Genomic DNA, 20,598 nt, shown 5'->3' on the forward strand with positions numbered 1-20,598 from the left:
TGGGTCCATGAATCCACAGCCGCCGCGCTCACGCCTCCCACACGGCGGCGGCCGTACGGTCGTCCGCGTAGCCCTTGACCCGGACCTGGGTGTCCGCCAGGAAGGAGGCGAGGCCGGGCGGATGAGGGCCGGACCACCGGCGCTTCAGGTACGCGCACAGTTCCGGCTCGCCGCGCAGCGGCTCGGCCAGACCGCCGGTGCACATCAGGAACGTGTCACCCGGCCGGGCTACGGAGGCGCGGAAGCGGAAGGGCTCGCGGGGCGGTTGCGGGTCCGGTTCGTACGGGCTCGGCGGGGGGCTGATGCCGAAGTCCATGGTGAGCCGGTCGCCGTCCGGCGTCTCGGCCGGCCGCGCCCCGAAGCCGGCCACGGCGTCGCCGGCCGTCTCGGACACCCGCGGCTCGATGTCCTGCCACTCGCCGTCCCGCAGCCGGAACAGGCCGCCCGCGCCGACGCCGAAGAAGACGCGCGTACGGCACCGCGGATCGGCGGGCAGGAGCAGGCAGCGCAGTGTGGCCGTGTACTCCTCCGGGTCGATGCCCTGTTCGACGGCGCCGGCCCGGAGTCTGCCGAGGCTGCGGTCGGTGAGGCGGTGCAGCCCGGACTTCAGGTCGCCGCGGCGGGCGGCCCGGATGTCCTCGGCGAGCCGGCCGTGGCTGCGGCCCACGGCCTGTGCGATCCACTGGCACAGCTCGGTGGCGGCGCGGTGCGCTCCGGGGGTGGCGCGGGCGCCCGTCGCCATCGCCACCAGGACGAGCGCCTGCTCGCCGGCACCGAACCGCGCGGTGAGCAGGGCGTCCCGGCGCGGTTCGCCCCGGTAGCGCGCGGAGTCCCCGCGGAGGGAGACCGCCCGCACGGTGCACGCCCCGTAGCGCGCCCCGTCCAGCACGGTGTCCGGCACCAGATCGTCGAGCGCGTCGGGCTCGGCGAGGGGGAGCGCGGTCGGCTCGGCGTCGTAGGTGGGCGGGCGAGTACCGACGTAGTCGACGGGGGTGGCGTAGTCGGTGGGGATGGCGAAGCCGGCGGGGGGCGCCTGCTCGACGGGGGCGGCGGAGGGGACGTCCGGAGGAGTGGGGCGGGAGATCGACGGGGGTCCGGGGCGGCTGGGCCCGGGGGCGGGCGCGGCGTCCGCGCGGCTCTGTCCGGGGGCGGGCACGGGCTTCTCGGCGGCAGCGGAGGGCGGTACGTCGGGGCGGCGCGGCGGTGGGTTCGGCGTGGCGGGGGTGCCGCGGTCGTCGGCGGAAGCGCCGGGGCCGATGCGCGGGGGCACGGGAGGCGGCGGGGGCGGGGAGGGTTGCGGGGGCGCCGAGGGCTGCGCGGGTGCGGGCGGCTGCGGTGGCATGGAGGGCTGCGCAGGGGCGGCGTGGGACGAGGGAGCGGGCGCGGAGGACGCGCGACGGGGGTCCGAGGGAGGGGAAGCGGCGCTCGCGGGAGACGGAGGAACCCCGGGAGGCGGGGGTGGAGCGGCAGGGGGTCGCGGGACCGCGGAGGGGGGCGCGGACGGTGGGGGCGGAGCGGCAGCGGGGGGCCTGAGCGAGTCGGGGGGCGCCGGCGCGGCGGCGGGGTCCGAGGGCGTGTGCGCGCCCGTCCCGGACGCCGTGGGGCTGCTGGGAGCACGGTCGGTGGAGCCGGAGGACCCGGCGGGCGGACGGGCCTCGTCCGGTCGCCGGGAGTCGCCGCCGGCGGGACGGGGCGGCTCGGTGGGCGGGCGCTCTCCGGCAGGTCGCCCGGAGTCGCGGTCGGCCGGACCGGACGGCTGGAGCGGGCGGCCCGCCTCCGGTCGCCGGGAGTCGCGGTCGGCGGGACGGGGTGGCTCGGCGGCCTGACGAGCCCCGGGCGGTCGCCCGGAGTCGCGGTCGACGGACCCGGACGGCTCGGCCGCCGGACGCCCCCCGGCCGGTCGCCGGGAGTCGCGTTCGGCGGCGGCCTCCGACTGCTGTGGGGCGTCCGGGAAGGCGGCCGGCCCCGACTGTGTGGCCGGAGGCACCTCCCAGGGCGCGCGCTGCCACCAGTCCGGGCCGGGGCCCGACGGTGCGTCCGTGCCGGATGGGCCGCCGTCCGGCGAGGCGTAGGAGCCGGAGGAGCCACGATCCGGCGGGGTATCCGACCCGGACGAGCCGCGATCCGACGAGCTGTACATGCCGGAGGAGCCGTGGTCCGGCGGGGCGGGCGGGCCGGGGTCGGTGAGTGTGCGGGGCGGGGGTGCTCCCTCCCCCGGCGCGGGTGCGCGGGCGGGCCGGTAGGCGGGCGGGGCCGCGTCCTCCGGGGCCGCTCCCCCGGTGTGCGCGGCGTCCGGCGGCCTGTCCAGCGTGCCCGCCGCCGAGGCGTACCGGTCGTCCAGGGAGTCCGCCGCGGCCGTGGGCCCCGTGTCCTCCGCGCAGTCGTCGTCGTACAGCTGCTCCCACCAGTCGTCCCCCGGACCGGTGGGCCTTCCCCCCTGCTGGCTCATGCCCCAATTTTCCACCGCACGGGCCGCCTGAAAACGGGGCATCCGGAAAATCCGGCGGGCGCCCGCCTTTCGAACGGCGTGTCGGACGACGCATCGAACTTCGGTACGAACCAGGGCCACCGGGCGGCCCCACCCCCCACGGGAGGACCGCCCGGCGACTCCGGAGTGACCCGGTCCGGATTCTCCGGGTGCCGTCGCACCCCCCGAGCCCGGATCACGTTCTGGGTGCCGTCCGCGCGGCTGGGCGGGCGGACGGCCGAAACACCGTCGTCCGGGTCACCCGCCGAGTGGAGCCCGCCCCGGCGGGAACCCGCCGTGAGGGCCGGGTTCGCCGTCCGTCCGGATTCCGCGCGTGGCCGGGCTTCCGCGCAGGCCACACGCTTTCGGCCGGACACGTCAGGTGCCGTCGATGCTTCGGTGGCGCCACCTTGTCAGAGAGGCGGGTGCTACGGCGATGATGGGCCGAGGCGGGTTTGCGCCGTGGCTGTTTTCCGCCACCACGTCCACCAGGCCCGCCACGCCCGCCCCGGGGGCCGAACCCCGGAGGCCGGAAGGGGAGGAACGAGAGCTGATGCTGGCTGCGATAGGCCTGGACGAGACGCACGAGTCGGCGTACCGGGCCCTGGTGTCCGTGGGCGCCGCCGAGGTGCCCGATCTCGCGCGGCGCCTGATGCTCGGTGAGCAGGACACCGAACGCGCGCTGCGCCGCCTGGAACGGCACGGACTCGCCGCCCAGTCCTCGGCCCGCCCCGGACGCTGGGTCGCGGCACCGCCCGGCGTGGCGCTGGGCGCGCTGCTCACCCAGCAGCGGCACGAGCTGGAGAAGGCAGAGCTGGCGGCCGCGCTGCTGGCCGAGGAGTACCGGGCGGGCGCCGCGGAACCCGCCGTGCACGACCTGGTCGAGGTGGTCACCGGCGCCTCCGCCGTCGCGCAGCGCTTCCTCCAGCTCCAGCTGGGCGCCACCGACGAGGTGTGCGCGCTGGTCACCGGCAATCCGGTCGTCGTCTCGGGATCCGAGAACGAGGCCGAGAAGCAGGCCGCCGGGCGCGGGGTCCGCTACCGGGTCGTGGTGGAACGGGCCGTACTGGACCGGCCGGGCGGCATCGCCGAGCTGACCGCGGCGCTCAGCCGCGACGAGCGGGTGCGGGTGATGGACGAGGTGCCGACGAAGCTGGTGGTCGCCGACCGCACGCTGGCGATGGTGCCGCTCACCTCGCACACCGCCGAGCCCGCGGCGCTCGTCGTGCACGCGAGTGGGCTGCTGGAACTGCTGTCCGGGCTGTTCGAGTCGGTGTGGTGCGGGGCGCTGCCGCTGAGCCTCGGGGCGTCCGGCGTCACCGAGCAGGGCCCGGACGGCCCCGACGGCACCGATCTGGAGGTGCTCTCCCTGCTCCTGGCCGGCCTCACCGACGCGAGCGTCGCCAAGCAGCTCGACCTGGGCCTGCGGACCGTGCAGCGCCGGGTGAAACGGCTGATGGAGCTGACGGGGGTGACCACCCGTCTGCAACTGGGCTGGCACGCGTACGAGCGCGGCTGGGTGGCCCGGGAACGCCAGGGCTGACCGCCACGGGCCCCCGCGGGCCCGGAAACGGCCGGGGGCGGCGGCGCTCGGGCCGTGGAGTAGGCGTCCAGCGGACCGGAGGACGGCCGGGGAGACGGCGGAAACTCGGGCCGGGGCACGGCTGGCCTGCGGGGATTCGGGTGCTCCGGCACTCTGGGCAGATGGGAGTGTGGGAGCTCCTGCTGGTCGGCCTGGTTCTCCTGGCCGGCCTGTGCGGAGTTCTGGTGCCCGGGGTGCCGGGGTCGTGGCTGGTGTGGGCCGCGGTCCTGTGGTGGGCGCTGACGGATCCTCAACCGGTGGCCTGGGGGGTCCTGGTGGGCGCCACCGCCGCGCTCCTCCTCTCCCAGGTGGTGCGCTGGGCCCTGCCGCCCCGCCGGCTGCGGGAGAGCGGCGCCACCCCGCGCATGGCCGTGTACACCGGTGCCGGGGCCCTCGCCGGCTTCGTCCTCGCCCCCGTGCTCGGCGCGATCCCCGGATTCCTGGGCGGTGTCTACCTGCACGAGCGGCTGCGGCTGGGCCGGCACCGGGAGGCGATGGCGGCACTGGGCACGGTGATGCGGTCGGGCGGGACCGGCGTACTGGTGGAGCTGTTCACCTGCCTGCTGATCGCGGCGGCCTGGCTGGGCGCCGTCGCCTGGGGCTGACCCCGGCTCGGGAACCACCCGCCCGGCCCAGCCCTCCCCCGCTGGGTCCGCGGCCCTGGGCCGAGGATCCGCTGCGCCGAGGGGCATGGAAGTGCTTCGCTGGTGTCATGACCGACTTCACCGAGGCAGAGCGGGCGTACCTGAGGACGCAGCGGCTGGGGCGGCTGGCCACCGTGGACCCGCAGGGGCAGCCGCAGGCGAACCCCGTCGGCTTCTTCCCGCAGGACGACGGGACCATCCTGATCGGCGGCCACGCGATGGGCCGTACCAAGAAGTGGCGCAACCTGCGGCACAACCCGAAGGCCGCGCTGGTGGTGGACGACATCGCCGGCCTCGACCCATGGCGGGTCCGCGGCGTCGACATCCGCGGCGAGGCCGAACTCCTGGTGGGACCACACGAGTTGGGCCCGCACTTCAGCGAGGAGGTGATCCGCCTCCATCCGCGGCGGATCCACAGCTGGGGGCTGGAGGACTGAGCCGGGAGGCAGGCGCCGAGATCCGGCGGGTCCAGGCCGGGGCCGCACCGTCGTCGACGAGCCGGCCTCGGCCGTCAGAGCGGCCGGGAGGGGCCGGTGGGCAGCGCCTCCTCCAGGGTGAGCAGCCGCACCTTCCGCTCCAGGCCGCCCGCGTAGCCGGTCAGGGTGCCGTCCGCACCGATCACCCGGTGGCAGGGGCGCAGCACGAGGAGGGGGTTGGCGCCGATGGCTCCGCCCACGGCCCGCACGGCCGCGCGGGAGGCCCCGATACGGGCGGCGATCTCGCCGTATGTCGTGGTGGCGCCGTAGGGGACGGTGTCGAGGGCGGCCCAGACCCGCTCCCGGAACGCGGTGCCGTGGGTGCGCAACGGCAGCCGGAACTCCTTGAGTTCACCGGCGAAGTAGGCCGCGAGCTGCTCCTCGGCCGCGCGGAAGGGGCCGGGGTCGTGCCGCCAGGTGTCCGCGATCTCGCGGCCGCCCTTCTGGCCGGGCACGGACAGCGAGGTCAGGGCCCCGGCCCGGTCGGCGGTGAGGAGCAACGGGCCGAGGGGGCTGTCGGTCCGCGTCCAGTAGGTCGTGTCACTGCTCGTCATGTTCGGTGCCATGTCGCTGCTCGCCATGTTCGGGGGCGTGTTCATCGGATCTCCAACTCCCCTGCCTCACGCAGGTGCTGTACGGCGTAGGAGCGCCAGGGGCGCCAGCTGTCGGGGGCGGTCACGCCGGGCGGGGCCACGTCGGGGTCGCCGAGGGCGCGCGTACGGACGGCCGCGGCCGTGGCGGCGTCCAGGCCCGGCACGGCGAGCAGGGCCCGGTGCGCCTCGTCCCGGTCGGCGCCCGCGTCCAGGCGTACGGTCCCGTCGGCGAGGCCGGCCGCCAGGGCACCCAGGGTGCCCCCCGGCTCGGCCTCGGCGAGGGCGCCCGGCTCGGGGAAGAGGTGGGTGAGGGAGCCGCTGGGAGCGTCCAGGGCTTTGCCGCACCGCCGGACCAGCTCCGCGGCCTCGGCCGGTCGCACCAGCGCCCGTATCGCGCTCTCCTCCGGATCGACGGCGCCGGGCGACCGCAGGCCCGGCCTGGCGGCGACCAACGGGGCCAGCCGCGGGTCGGCGGCGAGCCGCTCGTCGACGGCGTACGGGTCGGCGTCGAGGTCGAACAGGCGGCGCAGCCGCTGTACGGCGGTCGTCAGGTCGCGCGGGTCGGTCAGGTGCAGACGGGCCTCCAGCCAGCCGCCCGGACGGGCGCCGCCGGCGGCCCTCGGAGTTCCGGGCCGCTCGTCGACCGCGGCGATTCCGGTGCCGTACGGCAGGCGGAGGGTGCGCCGGTACGTCCGTGCGCCCGGGACGCCGCTCACCTCCTCGACCCCGGCCACGGCCTCCCGCTCCAGCAGGTCGAAGACGGGGCCGGACCGGTGGGAACCGCGGTGGGCGAGGCGCAGCGGGATTCCGGTGGTGGGTGCGGCGGTGCGCCTGCCCCCGGTGCGGGGCGCGGCGGCGCGCAGTTCGCTGGGAGTGGCCGCGTACACGGCCCGGACGGTGTCGTTGAACTGGCGCACGCTGGCGAACCCGGCGGCGAAGGCGATCCGGGTGACCGGCAGATCGGTGGTCTGCAGCAGGACGCGCGCGGTGTGCGCCCGCTGGGCGCGGGCGAGCGCGACGGGACCGGCGCCGAGCTCGGCGGTGAGCTGCCGCTGCACCTGCCGGGCGCTGTAGCCCAGTCGTGCGGCGAGCCCGGCGACGCCCTCCCGGTCGATCACGCCGTCGCCGATCAGCCGCATCGCCCGGCCCACGGCGTCGGCCCGCACGTTCCACGCGGCGGAGCCGGGGACCGCGTCCGGGCGGCACCGCCGGCAGGCGCGGAAGCCCGCGGCCTGCGCGGCGGCGGCCGTGGCGAAGAAGCGCACGTTGGGCCGCCGCGGCGTGACGGCCGGGCAGCTGGGACGGCAGTAGATCCCGGTCGTCACGACGGCGAAGAAGAACTCGCCGTCGAACCTGCCGTCCCGGCTGCGCACCGCCTCGTACCTGCTGTCCTCGTCTCTCACAGGGTCCAGTGTCCGCCCCCGGAGGGGGCACCGCTGGCGGATATCGGACATGGCGCTGAGGGACGTACCGAGGACGGGAGAGCTAGGCGCGCCACCTCCCCCGCTTCGCCTCCATCGCCGCGCGGCCCTCGGCGCCCCGGCGCTTCCAGTCGCGCCGGATCTCGGCGCGCAGCCGGGCGTCGGTCTTGGCGACGATCCGCTGGTTCTCCCGCATGAGCTTGCGGTAGCTCTCCAGCCGCCGCTCCGGCAGGTCACCGGCGTCGATGGCGGCCAGCACGGCGCAGCCGGGCTCCCCGGCGTGCGCGCAGTCGTGGAAGCGGCACCGTTCGGCCAGTTCCTCGATCTCGGAGAACACCTGGCCCACCCCGCTCTCGGCGTCCCACAGGCCGACGCCCCGCAGTCCGGGGGTGTCGATCAGCACGCCGCCGCCCGGCAGGGCGAGCAGGTTGCGGGTGGTGGTCGTGTGCCGGCCCTTGCCGTCGACGTCCCGCGCGGCGTGGACGCGCATGACGTCCTCGCCGAGCAGCACGTTGGCGAGGGTCGACTTGCCCGTGCCGGACTGCCCGAGCAGCACCGACGTGCCACCGGAGACCACGGCGGCCACGGCGTCGAGCCCGGTCCCGGTCGTGGCGCTGACCGGCAGCACCGGCACGCCGGGCGCCGCGGTCTCCACGTCCTGGACGAGGTACGCCAGCCCCACCGGGTCCGGTACGAGATCGGCCTTGGTCAGCACGACCAGCGGCTGCGCCCCGGACTCCCAGGCCAGGGCGAGGAAGCGTTCGACGCGGCCGAGGTCGACGGCCAGCGACACGGCGACGAGCGCGTGGTCGACGTTGGCGGCGAGGATCTGCCCCTCGGACCGCTTGGAGGAGGTGGAGCGCACGAAGGCGGTACGGCGCGGCAGCAACGTCCGTACGTACCGCGGGTCGCCACCTTCGGGGTCGAGGGCGACCCAGTCCCCCGTGCACACGACCTTCATCGGGTCGCGGGGGACGACGAACTCGGTGTCGGCGCGGACGTCGCCCGCCGGGGTGACGACGTCGCAGAGGCCACGGTCGACCCGTACGACACGGCCGGGCAGGAGGCCCTGCTCGGCATGGGCGGCGAACTCCGCTTCCCAGCCCGCGTCCCAGCCGTACACGGCGAGGGGGTGCGACGGAACCGAGGAAGCCGAAGGAGAGGAGAGATGCAACGGGAACCCTTCACAAGGGCGGCCCCGGCGCCGCGCGAGTCCGCGCGATGGGAAAGGTCAGCCGGAGGCCACGGAGGTGGAGTGAGTGAACTGCTGGTCGCGGGCAGCGCCCGTCACAGAGACAGTCATCGGTCACACCTCCTCTTCCTCGCACGGCCGACAGCGGCAGCCGACGGCCGCCGCGAGAAGCGGTCCTCACCCTAGAGGGGCCCTCCGCCGGGTGCCACCGTTTTTTGGCGGGCTCCGGACTGTGAGACCCCGGCGGCGCCGCCTCGAAGGATCCACCATGGGACGCCGAGCTGTGCTACGATCTACGAGTTGCAGTTGTGGTACCCATGAACCTATGTGCGCCTGACGGGAATGTTTCTCCTTCAGGCGCATTAGTTTTTTACCGGCATCTCCGGATGGGGCCTCTGCCTACAGAACGGAGAAGGTCATGGCACAGGGAACCGTGAAGTGGTTCAACGCCGAAAAGGGTTTCGGCTTCATCCAGCAGGACGGCGGCGGCCCGGACGTGTTCGCCCACTACTCGAACATCGCCACCCAGGGCTTCCGTGAGCTCCAGGAGGGCCAGCGGGTCTCCTTCGACGTCACGCAGGGCCAGAAGGGCCCGCAGGCGGAGAACATCGTCCCCGCCTGATCGCCGGACGCGTATCCGCTCACCGGGGTCCGCACCGCCATGGTGCGGACCCCGGTTTGCGCTGTTTCCAGGAAGGCAGAGAACCGCATGTCCCGCAGGCCGCAGAAGCCGAACCGGCGCGCCTCGTCACCCCCACCGTCCGCGTCGCCGTCCAGGGAATTCCGGCTGCCGGAAAGCACGACACCCGCGCTTCCCGCCGTCGAGGACTTCGCCGGTCTGGACATGCCCGCGGGGCTGCTGAAGACCCTCACCGCGCAGGGCGTCACCGCGCCCTTCCCCATCCAGGCCGCCACGCTCCCCAACTCGCTCGCCGGCCGTGACCTGCTGGGACGGGGACGCACCGGCTCCGGCAAGACGCTGGCGTTCGGGCTCGCGCTCCTGGCCCGTACGGCCGGACTGCGCGCGGAGCCCAAGGCGCCCCTCGCCCTCGTGCTGGTGCCCACCCGTGAACTCGCCCAGCAGGTGACGGACGCACTGACCCCGTACGCGACGGCGGTGAACCTCCGGCTGGCCACCGTGGTCGGCGGGCTGTCCATCACCAAGCAGGCCGGTGCGCTCCGGCGCGGCGCCGAGGTGCTCGTGGCGACTCCCGGCCGGCTCAACGACCTCGTGGAACGCGGGGACTGCGTGCTCGGCGGCGTACGCATCACGGTGCTGGACGAAGCCGACCAGATGACCGACATGGGCTTCCTGCCGCAGATCACCAAGCTGATCCAGCAAGTGCGTCCCGACGGACAGCGCATGCTCTTCTCGGCCACCCTGGACCGCAACATCGACCGTCTGGTGCAGCGGTTCCTGACCGATCCCGTGGTGCACTCGGTGGACCCCGCCGCGGGGGCGGTCGCCACCATGGAGCACCACGTGCTCCACGTGCAGGACGAGACCGACAAGAAGGCGGTCACCACGCGCATCGCGGCCCGTGACGGCCGGGTCATCCTCTTCCTCGACACCAAGAGGTCGGCCGACCGGCTCACCAAGCGGCTCCTGGCCGTCGGTGTCCGCGCGGCGGCCCTGCACGGGGGCCGCTCCCAGCCGCAGCGCAACCGCACGCTGGACCAGTTCAAGAACGGCCAGGTCACCGCGCTGGTGGCGACGAACGTGGCCGCCCGGGGCATACACATCGACGACCTCGACCTCGTCGTGAACGTCGATCCCCCCGCCGACCACAAGGACTACCTCCACCGGGGTGGACGCACGGCCCGCGCCGGCGGCTCCGGCAGCGTGGTCACGCTGGTCCTGCCCGAGCAGAAGCGGGACGTCACCCGGCTCATGTCGGACGCGGGCATCCGCCCCAGGACGGCCCGCGTCAAGTCGAGCGACGTGGAACTGGCCACCATCACGGGCGCCCGCGAACCCTCCGGCGTGCCCGTCATCATCGAGATCCCCCAGCCGGCGACACCGGCGGCGTCCCGTCCGGACCGGAAGGGCGGCGCCGAGCGCGGCGGGCGGTCCGGCCGCCGGTCCCGCAACGGCGGCGGGCCCGGAGCGGCGGCAGGCGGTGCCACCGGGACGGGTGGTGGCCGAGGTGCGGACCGCCGGGCCGCGGCCGGGACGGCGGCGGCAGGTGCCGCGTCCGCGACCGGCGGGCGCGGTTCCGCCCGGCGGGCGGGAGCCGCCGGGGCCACGGGTGCCACCGGCGCGGACGGCCGCGGTTCCGGCCGCCGGGCCGCGGCCGGGGCGGCGAACGGCGCGGGGAACGGCGCCGGTACCGGCAAGACCGCCCTCGGATCCCGCCGAGGAGCGGCGTCCGGCGGAGCCGCGGGCGGCGCTGCCGGCACCGGCGACCGCCGGGGCGGCCGCCGCACCTCGGGCGGTGGATCACCTCACGGCCGGACCCCGGGCAGCAAGAACGGGAAGCGGGACGCGGCGTAGCGTCGGTGCCGGGGTTCTGCCCCGGCCGGGTCCACCGAAGCGCCGCTGCCCGGCCGGGCGGTCCTGGTCGCGGCGAACGCGTCCGCCCATGCCTCGCCCCCGCCGCAGGGGGCGGGGCGGAGCAGGCGGAGGCGGCCGGTGCTCACGCGATCGCGCAGGCGTGCCCGTTGAGCGTGAAGTCGTCCGGTGGGGAGTTCTCGTCCTGCCAGGACGCGATGAAGCCGAAGGAGAGCCGGCCGTGCGCGGGGACTGACCGGTTGTAGTCGGCGGCGGTGGCGGTGACGCGGGAGCCGTCCTGGGCGGCGGTCGCGTCCCACATCTGGCCGACCCGCTGGCCGTCGCGGTAGGTCCAGGCCACGCGCCAGGCGTCGAGGGCGCGGGCGGTGGTGACGGTGACGGCGGCCTCGAAGCCGTCGGGCCACTGGTTGACGACGTCGTAGTGGACGCGGCAGCCGGCCGGCTCGCCCGGCGCCGGGCCGGAGGGGCCGCCGCCCGCGGTGGAGGCGGTCGTGCCCTGGGGCTCCGGGTCGGGGTTTCCCGGGCGGGACCTGGTTCCGGTGCGGCTCGCCGACGGGCCGTGCGTGGGGGTGGCGGAGGCGGACGGCGTAGGGCTCGGGGACGGCAGCGAGAGGCCGGGGTCGGCGACCGGCCGGCGGTCGTCGTCACCGCGCGCGGTGACGGGCGCGGAGCCGCCGAACGGCATCATCGACACGGCCAGCGCCAGCGCCGACAGCAGCACCGCCGCGGCGAGCAGCCCGCCCCGCACCACCTTGGCCCGGGCCGCGGCCTCGTGCGGCTCCCCGGTCCCGGCGTCCCGGGGCGTGGGGGTCCGGGCGCCCGGCCGCGTCTCGGCGGCCCGGCGGCGTTCGAGGTAGGCGAGGCCGCCCCAGCCGATCACCCCGCCGACGAGGGCCGCGGGCAGCCCTCCGCCATGTACCCGGAGGCAGGCGGCGGCCTCGGCGCACTCGACGCAGGTGGCGAGGTGCCGGGAGAGGTCGCCGGGCGCCTCGGCGGCGGGCGAGCGGGTGACCGCGTCCAGCAGCCGGGCGTAGCTGCGGCACTGCGCGTCCATCGGGGTGTCGAGATGGGCGCGGTGGCAGCGGTCCCGGAACAGGGACCGGACCTGGTCGAGTTCGTCGGCCGCGGTCCGCGGGTCGAGGCCGAGCCGGCGGGCCACGACGGGCAGCGGCAGTGCCTCCACCTCGGCGAGCCACAGCAGCGCCGCGTCCGACTCCTGCAGGTCGCGCAGGCCCCGCAGCGCGAGCGGGCGGTGCAGCGGCGGGCCGGTGTGGCGGGCGGCCTTGCCGGAGCCGAGCCACAGCCGCAGGTCGGGGTCGAGCTTGTGGCCGAGGCCGCCGGACTCCCAGGACGCGGCGGTGGCGCGCACCGCGCTCAGCAGCAGCGGCATCGCCGGAAGCCGGCGTCCCGGGGAGGGGCCGGCGCCGGCGGCGCGGACCTCGCGCATGCCCAGCGCGAAGGCTTCGGTGGCCAGTTGCCGCGCCGCGGAGGAGCCGGCCGTGCACAGGTCCGCGTAGGAGAGCACCGCGTCCCAGCACTCGGCGAACAGCGCTGCCTCGGTGGCGTCCTTGGAGCTCGGCAGGTCGGGCATGGGTCTCCTGCATCCACGGTCGAGACCAACTCGCACTGTTCACAACGGAGTTGGGGAGCCTTGCGGAAGAGGCCCGAGCCTTTCACGTCGGCGGCGCGACTGACAAGCGTCGTATTCAGATGTGCGTCACGCGGACGGTGCCCCTCAACTCCGCTCCGTAGTACGGACGAACGGAGCGCCCGACTCACGGTGGCGGGAAACCTACACCACCTTCGTCGACTCCTGCGCCGGGAGACTGTCCATGAAGGAGCTGACGGAGAACACCGCGCGGCCGGGTCCGGGCGGGCCGTAGCCGGGGGGCGAGGACAGGCCGAAGTCGTCCATCGTGGCGCGGTAGGCCTCCAGCAGCCGGATGTGGTACTCCAGCGGCGCGCCCTGCGGATTGGCCTTGCCCAGCGGTGTCGTCGGCTCCGGGCACCAGGTGGTGAACCGGGGCGTGATGCCGTGCGACATGAAGAAGCGCAGGCCCTCGGTGGTGGAGGCGATGGCCTCGTCGACGCTTGTGAAGCCGAAGGGCTCGGCCATCTCCACGCCCGCGACGAAGTTGGGGATGACGTTGCGCGCGCCGAACACCTCGGCGGAGTCCAGGATGCGGCGGTGCCACTCGTCCCGGCCGACGTAGCGCTCCTTGCCGGGGCAGTACAGCTCGAACAGGCGGCGGTCCCACACCTCGTAGTTGGGGTGGTAGATCTGCACGCCGTAGTCCTTGAAACGCTGTACGTCGTCCTTGGGCAGCGCCTGGGCGACGACCTTGCCGATCCAGCGGCCGGGGAAGCGCTCCTCGATGGCCTTGGCGTACCGGCCGTAGAAGTCGGCCTCGTCGCGGCCGCCGACCGTCTTGGTGATCGCGCCGCCGGTCAGGGTGTAGGCGGTGGACGCCTTCTGGGTGTCGTACCGGTCGATGATCTCCAGCGCCTCCAGGACCTCGTCCACGTCCTTGACGCCGGTGTAGGGGCGTCCGGCGGCCTTGTGCTGGCGCCAGTTGTGGTTGATGTCGCAGTACTGGCACTCCTCCTTGGCGCCGAAGTACTGGCAGACGCGGAAGACGGTGAGGTAGATCAGGTAGCCCCACTGGATGGTCGGGGCGACCTCCATCACCGACTTCCCGTTGGACAGGGTGTGCCGGTAGTACTCGGGCATGGGCGGGACGCCCACGTCGGCGATCCGCTTGCCGTCGAGGTAGAGCCCGAGCAGGCCCTCCCCGTCGGCGGCCACCCGGTACGGGGAGGCCGGATTGACCCGCACGGAGACGACGGTGCGCCGCAGGTCGTAGGGGCCGCCGGTGAGGATGATCTCCTCCGGCGGGCGGCGCAGCGCGGCCTCGCCCAGCTCGGGCAGGGTGCCGTGGTCGAAGGAGAAGATGAAGTACGACTTCGGCTTGACGTCCCCGTCGTCGTTGTCGCTCAGGGCGGACGGGTCGAAGGCCACACCGCCCCTGAGCAGGTCCTCCTTGAAGACGGCCTCCCGCGGCACGTGCGGGAAGCGCTCCATCAGATCCTCGACCAGCGCGGTGCGGCTGCCCATCCCGTCTCTCCTCCTGGCTCGGACGTACGACTCCTCACGGTATGCCCCCGCCCGAGCGTCCGGCCTGCCGGGTCCCCCCGGGGCCGCCCGACCGGCCCCGCACCGCCCGGCGGGCCGGCCCCGGGGCGCTGTCCCCCTTCCGTGGACCGTGCCCACCGAGGGCGCCCTGCATCCAGTGCCCGGGATGCCCGACCCGGCGGTTCGGCCACGGGGGCTGCTCGGCGTCCGAGGCCGCCCGCTCGGCTCCCCGAGAGGGGGCAGGGCGGCGGGCGGTCCCGGCCCCGGGCGGGCGGCGGTCAGTCGGCCGCGCGGGCGTGGTGCAGCTCCGACACCACCGCCGCCATCAGCTCCGCGTCCAGGGCGGAGACGTCGGCCATGCGGGTCGCCGCGGACAGCGAGTGGAACAGCGTCTTGGTGACGCGCAGCGCCGCGGCCGGGCGACGGGCGACGGGTCCGGCCCAGGCGGCGACCGCCGCGTCCAGCTCATGGGCCGGGACGGCCTTCTGCAGCACCGACAGGTGCACGGCCTCCTGAGCGGTGAACGAACGCCCGGTGAGGACCAGTTCACGCGCGCGGGCGGCACCGGCCTCGCTGACCAGGCGGGGCAGCACACCGCCCCATGCGGAGGGCAGCCCCAGGGCGAGCTCGGGCAACCGGAACGTCGCGTCGTCGGCCGCGACCCGCAGGTCGCAGGCGAGCGCCAGGGCGAAGCCCGCTCCCACGACCCTGCCGTGCAGGCGGGCGATGGTGACGGCGGGATTCTCGCCGAGCGCGTCGCACACGCGGCGCGCCTTGGCGCCGGACACCCGGACACCGCCGGCGCTGGGGTCGTGGGTGAGGTGCTGGGCGAACTCGCCGCGGTCCCCGCCGAGGCTGAAGTCGTCGCCGGCGCCGGCGAGGACGACCACCCGCACCGCCGGGTCCTGCTCGTGGAGGACCTCCAGGAGGTCGTCCAGCATGGCGTCGGTGACGACGTTGCCCTGCTCGGGGACGTGGAGTTCGACGGTGAGGACGGGACCCTGCCGGTAGGTGCGCAGGGTCTTGAGTATGCGGTCTTCCGGGAGTGCCGGGAGCGTGCCGAGGGGCCGGGGGGTCATGTCGTCACTTTCAGGGAGGTGATCCGTCGGAAGACCATCCGGCCGGCCGCGTAGGTGGGTGGCGCGGTGGGCCGGAGCGTGGGGAAGCGTTCCAGCAGCAGGGTCAACAGCACCTTGACCTCAAGGCGGGCGAGGGCCGCTCCGAGACAGTAGTGGGCGCCGCCGCCGAAGGTCAGGTGGCTGCCGTTGCGCAGGACGTCGAAGACGTGCGGGTCCTCGTTGCGGCGCGGGTCGTGGTTCGCGGCGCCGTACAGGACGTGGACCATGGCGTCCCGGGCGATGGGGACCCCGGCGAGGACCGTGTCGTCGGCGGCGACACGGGTGTTGAGGTGCACGGGCGGGTCGTACCGCATCACCTCCTCGACCGCGTCGTCGACGTGCTCGGGGTGGCGGCGCAGCCGCTCGAGCGTGGCCGGGTCCTGAGTGATGAGCCACACGGCGCTGGTCAGCAGGGTCGCGGTGGTCTCCAGGGAGGCCATGGCGACGAACATGGTCAGGTCGTACAGCTCCCGGTCCGCGGTCGCGCGGTCGTCGGGGTACAGGGCGTCGAAGTAGTGGATCCAGCCGGTGAGGGCGTCCTCGCCGGGGTGCGCGCGACGCTGCCGGACGAGCTCGGTGAAGAAGGACCGCATCTCCAGGGTGGCCACGGCCGAGATCGCCAGCTCGCTCTTGGTGGGCAGCAACTCCTGGGCGTACACCTGACGGTGGGTGAAGTCGAGCATGTACGCGTGGTGCTCGGCCGGGATGTCCAGCCACTGACCGGTGGTGCGCACCGGCAGCCACTCGCTGACCGTGCGGACGAAGTCGGCCTCGCCCTGGGTGCGCAGCCGGTCCTCCAGGTCGTCCAGGAGCGGCGAGGCCTGGGCGGCGATCAGGGGCCCGAGGGCTTCGAGCGTCCGGCGGTCGAAGGGGTTGCCCAGCGCCCGCCGCTGACACGTGTGAGCGGTCCCGTTGAGGCGGGGCAGCGTTCGTGTCATCTCGCGTGTGGCCACGGCCTGCCAGCGCTGGTTGTCGGGATGGCGTTGCTGCCAGGCGAAGTCCGGCACCAGCCAGTTCCGGCCGCGCAGGACCTGGCTGCACGCCTCGAATCCGGTCACCAGATAGCCGCCCCAGGGGGCGGGCACGACGTCACCCAGGGCACGCAACTCGGCCCAGAGCGGGAGGGGGTTGGCCTGCCCCTCGTCGGAACGCAGCCGACGGAGGAGGGAAATGACGGATCGGCGGTCGATCGTGGTACCGCGTATCTCGCCAACGGCGGTCACGCATGGCTCCTTCGGCTGGACGCTACCGTTACCGCCGGAATCTACCCTTCCCCTCTCCTCCGCCATGCGCCACTGTGTGTTGCTCCCGTCACATGCCGTGCATCAAACCCGGAAAATATCCAGGAAGTTGCTCCAGAAACCCTTGCGCCGCGCGGGCTGCTGAGGGGCTGTCGCGGCGGGGGCGGTGGGCAGCGGCTGCTCCCCCGCGGACGCCGTACCGTTTCGCAGCGCGGACGTCATCCGGGTGGCCGGCGCCGGGCTGAAGGCGACCGGCAGCGCGACCAGGGCCCGGTGGAACGGGCCCGGACGCCACTGGAGTTGCTCCTCGGGTACGGCCAGCATCATGTCGGGCAGGGCGTTGAGGAGCCTTTCGAGCGCGGTGATCGCGATGACCCGCGCGGGATCCTTGGCCGGGCAGGCGTGCGGGCCGGCGCCCCAGGCCAGGTGGGCGCCCTTGCTGTGGGTGCGGCGGGCCTCGGTCAGCGCCGGGTCGCTGTTGGCGGCGGCGAAGCTGATGACGACCGGGGTGTTGGCCTCCGCGACATGGCCGCCCAGGTCGACGTCCTGCACCGGGTAGTGGGTGGCGTAGTTGGCGATCGGCGTCTGGTTCCACAGGACGTGGTCGAGCGCCTCCTCGATCAGCATGCCGCTGTCGCGGCCCGCCGTGCCCGGCGCCAGGAGCAGGAGCAGGGCGTTGCCGATCAGGTTGCGCTCGGGTTCGACACCGGCGCCCATCAGCATGACGAGCTGGTCCTTGAGCTCCTCGTCGGTGAGACCGGCCGGGTGCTGGATGAGCCAGGAGGTGACGTCGTCGCCCGGCCGGCGGCGCTTGAGGGCGATGAGCTCCATGAGGCAGGCGGTGAGCTCCTCGTTGGCGCGCATGACGTCCTTGAGGTCGAACAGCGCCGATATGGAGCTGGTCAGGGTGTCACCGATGTCCGCCGGGCAGCCGAAGATCTTGTTGAAGAGCAGCAGCGGCAGCAGCTTGGCGTAGTCGTTGAGGAGGTCCGCGCGCCCCCGCTCGCTGAACTGGTCGATGAGGTAGTCGGCGATCGGCTCGACGTCCCGGCGGATGCGGGTGATGTTGAGCTTGGCGAGGCTGTCGGTGACGGCCTTGCGCAGCCTGAGGTGCACGGCCCCGTCCGTGAACAGGCAGTTGGGCCGGTACGCCATCATCGGCAGCACCGGGCTGTCCAGGCTGACGCGTCCCTCGTTGAGGGCCTTCCAACGGCGGGCGTCCCGGGCGAAGAGCGTGGAGTTCTGCAGGACGCGCAGCGCCGTCTCGTGGCCGACGACCAGGGTGGCGTCCACGCCGGGGGCGAGTTCGACCGGGCCGGCCGGGGCGTGGGCGCGCAGCCGGTCGTAGACCGCCTGCGGGTCGGCGGCGAACGTGGCGTCGTGCATGGGGCATCTGCCGCCCGCGGGGGCGGGGACTGTCTGACGGTCCATGGGATTCCTTTGCTGGCACCGGGCCCCCAGGGCCCGGGCGGGGAGTGAGCGTGTCAGGCTGCGCGAGCGAGCAGGTGGCGGACCAGCGCGATCAGCGCCCCTCCGGAGGACTTCCGGTCGCGGGCGTCGCAGTAGACGACGGGGGTGTCGGGGAGCAGGTCGAGAGCCTCGCGCACCTCCGCCTCCTCGTACACCTTGTCCGGGTCGAAGGTGTTGACGGCGATGGCGTACTCGAGCCCGTAGCCCTCGACGAGGTCGATGACGGGGAAGGTCTCCTCCAGCCGGGCGGGGTCCACCAGGAGCAGCGCTCCCAGCGCCCCGCGCGCCATGTCCTCCCACAGCTGCATGAAGCGCTGCTGTCCGGGCGTGCCGAACAGGTACAGGACCAGTTCGTCGCTGAGCGTCAGCCGGCCGAAGTCCAGAGCGACGGTGGTGGTCTTCTTGTCCGTGACGCCGCGCAGGTCGTCCACGTGGACGGACGCCTGCGTCATCTTCTCCTCGGTGCGCAGCGGGGTGATCTCCGACAGCGAGCCGATGAAGGTCGTCTTGCCCACGGCGAAATGCCCTACGACCAGGATCTTGGCGGCGTTGGTCACCGCACTGGAGACGTAGATGGATCCAGCGGCCGTCTCAGCCGATGAAGGAGTGGAGTCCATGGAGAACCTTCTCGAGGATCGCTCTGTCAACGTTCTGGGCCCGGGGCGGCTCGGTGCGGCGCAAGAGGTGCCCCTGCTCGAATAAATCGGTCAGCAGCAGCCTTGCCACCCCTACCGGCAGGCCCAGGTGGCCGGCCACTTCGGCGACCGACAGGTAGCCGCCCGCGCACAGGTCCCAGATCGCCCGCACCTCGGGGCCGGCCCCCAGCGGAAGGGTCCGCTCGGGAGCCAGGGTGACCAGGGTGTGCAGGGCAAGGTCATCGGAGGCCGGCAGGCTCCGGCCGCCGGTGATGACGTAGGAGCGAACGAAGTCGCTGGTGACGGACGCTTCCTCGCGGGGCGTCGTCATGCGCCGGCACCGTTGTCCGAGCGGGGCCCCACACTCATCGCCTTGCTCAGGGCAGCCACCGTCTTCTGCATCCGGAAGGACACCGCCTCCATGTCGACGTCAAGAGCGGTCGAGACGGCCAGGTAGGCGCCCTGGCCCGCGGCGATCAGGAAGATCCAGCCGCCGTCGTACTCCAGCAGCGTCTGCTTCCAGACGCCGTGCCCGGCACCGACGAACCCGGCGACGGCGCGGCTGAGCGACTGCATGGAGCTCATCGCCGCGGCGTTCGTCTCCGCGTCGTCGCGCGTGATGTCGTCCGAGCGCTGCAGCAGCAGGCCGTCGCCCGAGACGAGGACCGCGTGGCGGGCTCCACGTACCTCGAGCACGTCGTTCAGCACCCACGACAGGTCGGTGTTCACTGGTGGTCAGGTCCTTCCGTGGTGTTCGAGGTCCGCCCGAGCTGTGTTCCGCGCGCGAAGGCGCCGAGCCGCGAGGCCGTCACCTCGCTGTCCGGCTCGTCCGCCGGGTCGTCGGCGGAGGCCGCGGTGACGGGCGCGGGTACCACCGAGATGGCTCCCTGGCGGCGCCGGCGCTTGGGCAGACCACCGGAGGTGGTGCCCACCACGTGAGAGGGGCCCACCGGGACCGGTGCCAGTCGCTGCGGGGCGGGCTCCTGGCCGGCGGGTTCCTGAGCTTCGGCCACGGGCGCGGGACCTCCGGCGGCGAGGAGAGTTTCGGGCACGCGGATCACTGCACGCACGCCGCCGTACGGGGACACCGAGCCGACGGAGACGGCGAAGCCGTACCGGGCGGCGAGCATCCCGCACACGGCGAAGCCGAAGCGGGGCGGGTCGCCGAGACCGGTGATGTCGACCGGGCCGTCGGCGGACAGCAGGACCTGCGCCCGGTCCTTGGTCTCCTGGTCCATGCCGAGGCCGGCGTCGTCCACGATGAAGCACACGCCCGTGGGGACGGCCTGGATGTTGACCTCGACCGGGGTTCCGGGGGCGCTGTAGGTCGTCGCGTTGTCCAGCAGTTCGGCCAGGACGACCGCGACCGGTTCCACGGCCTTGCTGGTGATGGAGACGCTGACCTGCGAGTGGACGCCGACCCGGTCGAAGTCCTTGATCCTGCCCTGGGCGCTGCGGGCGACGTCGTAGACGGTGGCGGCGCCGTCGCGCCGGCCCAGCCAGCCGCCGCACAGCACCGAGATGCCCTTGGCCCGGCGGCCGAACTGGCTGCCGGTGTGGTCGACCGACATCAGGTCGGCCAGGACCTCGGTGTCGTCACCGTACTTCTTGAGCAGGTTGTCCAGCAGGACCTGCTGTTCCTCGGCGAGGGACTGCAGGGTGCCCATGGCGGACTTCAGCACCGCCTTGGTCGACGACTCCGCGTCGGCCCGGACGTCCGCGAGGTCGAGTTCGTGCCGGGTGCCGAGCGCGGCCATGTGCGTCCGCGCCTGGCCGAGTTCGGCGTGGGCGCGGCCCAGTCCGGTCTCCAGGTCGTTCTTCGTTCTTCGGAGCGCCATGTTGGTTCTCCGGGCGCGCAGCACTGCGACGACCGCAGCGGCGAGCACCACAAGCAAGATCCACAGCAGTGGATCCTGGATCAATGACGTCATGAGACTCTCTTCAAGTCGCATCGCGCCGGGAGCGGGCAGCCCAACGGTGCGGACGGCGGAGCCAGGCCCCGAACGGCCGCGGACCTACAGGCGGACCAGAAATCACTCCTTAGCGATGGGGCCTTCGAGACTGTCCCCCGTACGCGTTCATGACACGCCGTCAGCCTACCGAAAAGTGGAATG

General features: G+C 73.9%; 18 protein-coding genes. 5 read left to right on the forward strand and 13 right to left on the reverse strand.

Going from position 1 to position 20,598, the window contains the following annotated elements; translation table 11 throughout:
* Window positions 1-28 precede the first annotated feature (28 nt).
* Window positions 29-2,140 carry a protein phosphatase 2C domain-containing protein gene (locus ACIQ9G_RS16910; protein ID WP_403610063.1) on the reverse strand — a complete coding sequence of 704 codons (2,112 nt, stop codon included), beginning with the start codon at window positions 2,138-2,140 and terminating at the stop codon, window positions 29-31.
* Between the two features lie 880 nt (window positions 2,141-3,020).
* On the opposite strand from ACIQ9G_RS16910, the gene ACIQ9G_RS16915 reads away from it, so the two are divergent.
* The 3 genes from ACIQ9G_RS16915 (at window position 3,021) to ACIQ9G_RS16925 (ending at window position 5,130) form a co-directional block, all read left to right on the forward strand.
* Window positions 3,021-4,010: a helix-turn-helix domain-containing protein gene (locus tag ACIQ9G_RS16915; protein WP_403609628.1), complete on the forward strand. Its 990-nt coding sequence runs from the start codon at window positions 3,021-3,023 to the stop codon at window positions 4,008-4,010.
* Window positions 4,011-4,171: 161 nt separating this feature from the next.
* Window positions 4,172-4,654 carry a DUF456 domain-containing protein gene (locus ACIQ9G_RS16920; protein WP_403609631.1) on the forward strand — a complete coding sequence of 161 codons (483 nt, stop codon included), beginning with the start codon at window positions 4,172-4,174 and terminating at the stop codon, window positions 4,652-4,654.
* A 107-nt stretch (window positions 4,655-4,761) separates the two neighbouring features.
* A complete protein-coding gene (locus ACIQ9G_RS16925) occupies window positions 4,762-5,130 on the forward strand; it encodes a PPOX class F420-dependent oxidoreductase (protein ID WP_403609633.1) in 369 nt (122 codons plus the stop codon).
* 74 nt (window positions 5,131-5,204) lie between these two features.
* Here ACIQ9G_RS16925 and ACIQ9G_RS16930 read toward each other — a convergent pair whose 3' ends face one another.
* From ACIQ9G_RS16930 to rsgA, 3 genes are read right to left on the reverse strand one after another with little or no spacing between them, the layout of a single operon-like run.
* Complete coding sequence (locus ACIQ9G_RS16930) at window positions 5,205-5,723, reverse strand: methylated-DNA--[protein]-cysteine S-methyltransferase (RefSeq protein WP_403610065.1); 519 nt, start codon at window positions 5,721-5,723, stop codon at window positions 5,205-5,207.
* 41 nt (window positions 5,724-5,764) lie between these two features.
* Window positions 5,765-7,216 (reverse strand): bifunctional transcriptional activator/DNA repair enzyme AdaA, encoded by a 1,452-nt coding sequence (locus ACIQ9G_RS16935; protein WP_403609636.1) that lies wholly within the window; start codon window positions 7,214-7,216, stop codon window positions 5,765-5,767.
* Window positions 7,217-7,247: 31 nt separating this feature from the next.
* Window positions 7,248-8,357, reverse strand: coding sequence for a ribosome small subunit-dependent GTPase A (gene rsgA / locus ACIQ9G_RS16940; RefSeq protein ID WP_403609638.1), 1,110 nt, complete (start codon window positions 8,355-8,357; stop codon window positions 7,248-7,250).
* A gap of 436 nt (window positions 8,358-8,793) precedes the next feature.
* Between rsgA and ACIQ9G_RS16945 the strand changes: the two genes are divergently transcribed.
* Window positions 8,794-8,997 (forward strand): cold-shock protein, encoded by a 204-nt coding sequence (locus ACIQ9G_RS16945; RefSeq protein ID WP_023544341.1) that lies wholly within the window; start codon window positions 8,794-8,796, stop codon window positions 8,995-8,997.
* Window positions 8,998-9,084: 87 nt separating this feature from the next.
* Complete coding sequence (locus ACIQ9G_RS16950) at window positions 9,085-10,869, forward strand: DEAD/DEAH box helicase (RefSeq protein ID WP_403609641.1); 1,785 nt, start codon at window positions 9,085-9,087, stop codon at window positions 10,867-10,869.
* 142 nt (window positions 10,870-11,011) lie between these two features.
* On the opposite strand, the gene ACIQ9G_RS16955 is transcribed toward ACIQ9G_RS16950, so the two are convergent.
* From ACIQ9G_RS16955 to ACIQ9G_RS16995, 9 genes are all read right to left on the reverse strand, one after another.
* A complete protein-coding gene (locus ACIQ9G_RS16955; protein ID WP_403609644.1) occupies window positions 11,012-12,478 on the reverse strand; it encodes a cellulose binding domain-containing protein in 1,467 nt (488 codons plus the stop codon).
* A 201-nt stretch (window positions 12,479-12,679) separates the two neighbouring features.
* Window positions 12,680-14,002 carry a radical SAM protein gene (locus ACIQ9G_RS16960; RefSeq protein WP_403609646.1) on the reverse strand — a complete coding sequence of 441 codons (1,323 nt, stop codon included), beginning with the start codon at window positions 14,000-14,002 and terminating at the stop codon, window positions 12,680-12,682.
* A 296-nt stretch (window positions 14,003-14,298) separates the two neighbouring features.
* Window positions 14,299-15,099, reverse strand: coding sequence for an enoyl-CoA hydratase/isomerase family protein (locus ACIQ9G_RS16965; protein ID WP_403609648.1), 801 nt, complete (start codon window positions 15,097-15,099; stop codon window positions 14,299-14,301).
* A complete protein-coding gene (locus tag ACIQ9G_RS16970) occupies window positions 15,096-16,361 on the reverse strand; it encodes a cytochrome P450 (RefSeq protein WP_403609650.1) in 1,266 nt (421 codons plus the stop codon). The genes ACIQ9G_RS16965 and ACIQ9G_RS16970 overlap by 4 nt, the downstream gene beginning before the upstream one ends.
* A gap of 102 nt (window positions 16,362-16,463) precedes the next feature.
* The gene (locus ACIQ9G_RS16975) at window positions 16,464-17,765 is read right to left on the reverse strand and encodes a cytochrome P450 (RefSeq protein WP_403610068.1); all 1,302 of its coding nucleotides are present in this window, start codon (window positions 17,763-17,765) and stop codon (window positions 16,464-16,466) included.
* A 98-nt stretch (window positions 17,766-17,863) separates the two neighbouring features.
* Complete coding sequence (locus ACIQ9G_RS16980) at window positions 17,864-18,466, reverse strand: ATP/GTP-binding protein (RefSeq protein WP_356184525.1); 603 nt, start codon at window positions 18,464-18,466, stop codon at window positions 17,864-17,866.
* Window positions 18,441-18,815: a DUF742 domain-containing protein gene (locus ACIQ9G_RS16985; protein WP_403609653.1), complete on the reverse strand. Its 375-nt coding sequence runs from the start codon at window positions 18,813-18,815 to the stop codon at window positions 18,441-18,443. The genes ACIQ9G_RS16980 and ACIQ9G_RS16985 overlap by 26 nt, the downstream gene beginning before the upstream one ends.
* On the reverse strand, window positions 18,812-19,213 hold the full coding sequence (locus ACIQ9G_RS16990; RefSeq protein WP_403609655.1) for a roadblock/LC7 domain-containing protein: 402 nt from the start codon (window positions 19,211-19,213) through the stop codon (window positions 18,812-18,814). The genes ACIQ9G_RS16985 and ACIQ9G_RS16990 overlap by 4 nt, the downstream gene beginning before the upstream one ends.
* On the reverse strand, window positions 19,210-20,415 hold the full coding sequence (locus tag ACIQ9G_RS16995; RefSeq protein WP_403609657.1) for an ATP-binding protein: 1,206 nt from the start codon (window positions 20,413-20,415) through the stop codon (window positions 19,210-19,212). Before ACIQ9G_RS16995 ends, ACIQ9G_RS16990 begins: the two co-directional genes overlap by 4 nt.
* Window positions 20,416-20,598: the final 183 nt, after the last annotated feature.

Origin of the sequence: Streptomyces sp. NPDC096152, from assembly GCF_044763235.1 — a bacterium.
GTDB lineage: Bacteria > Actinomycetota > Actinomycetes > Streptomycetales > Streptomycetaceae > Streptomyces.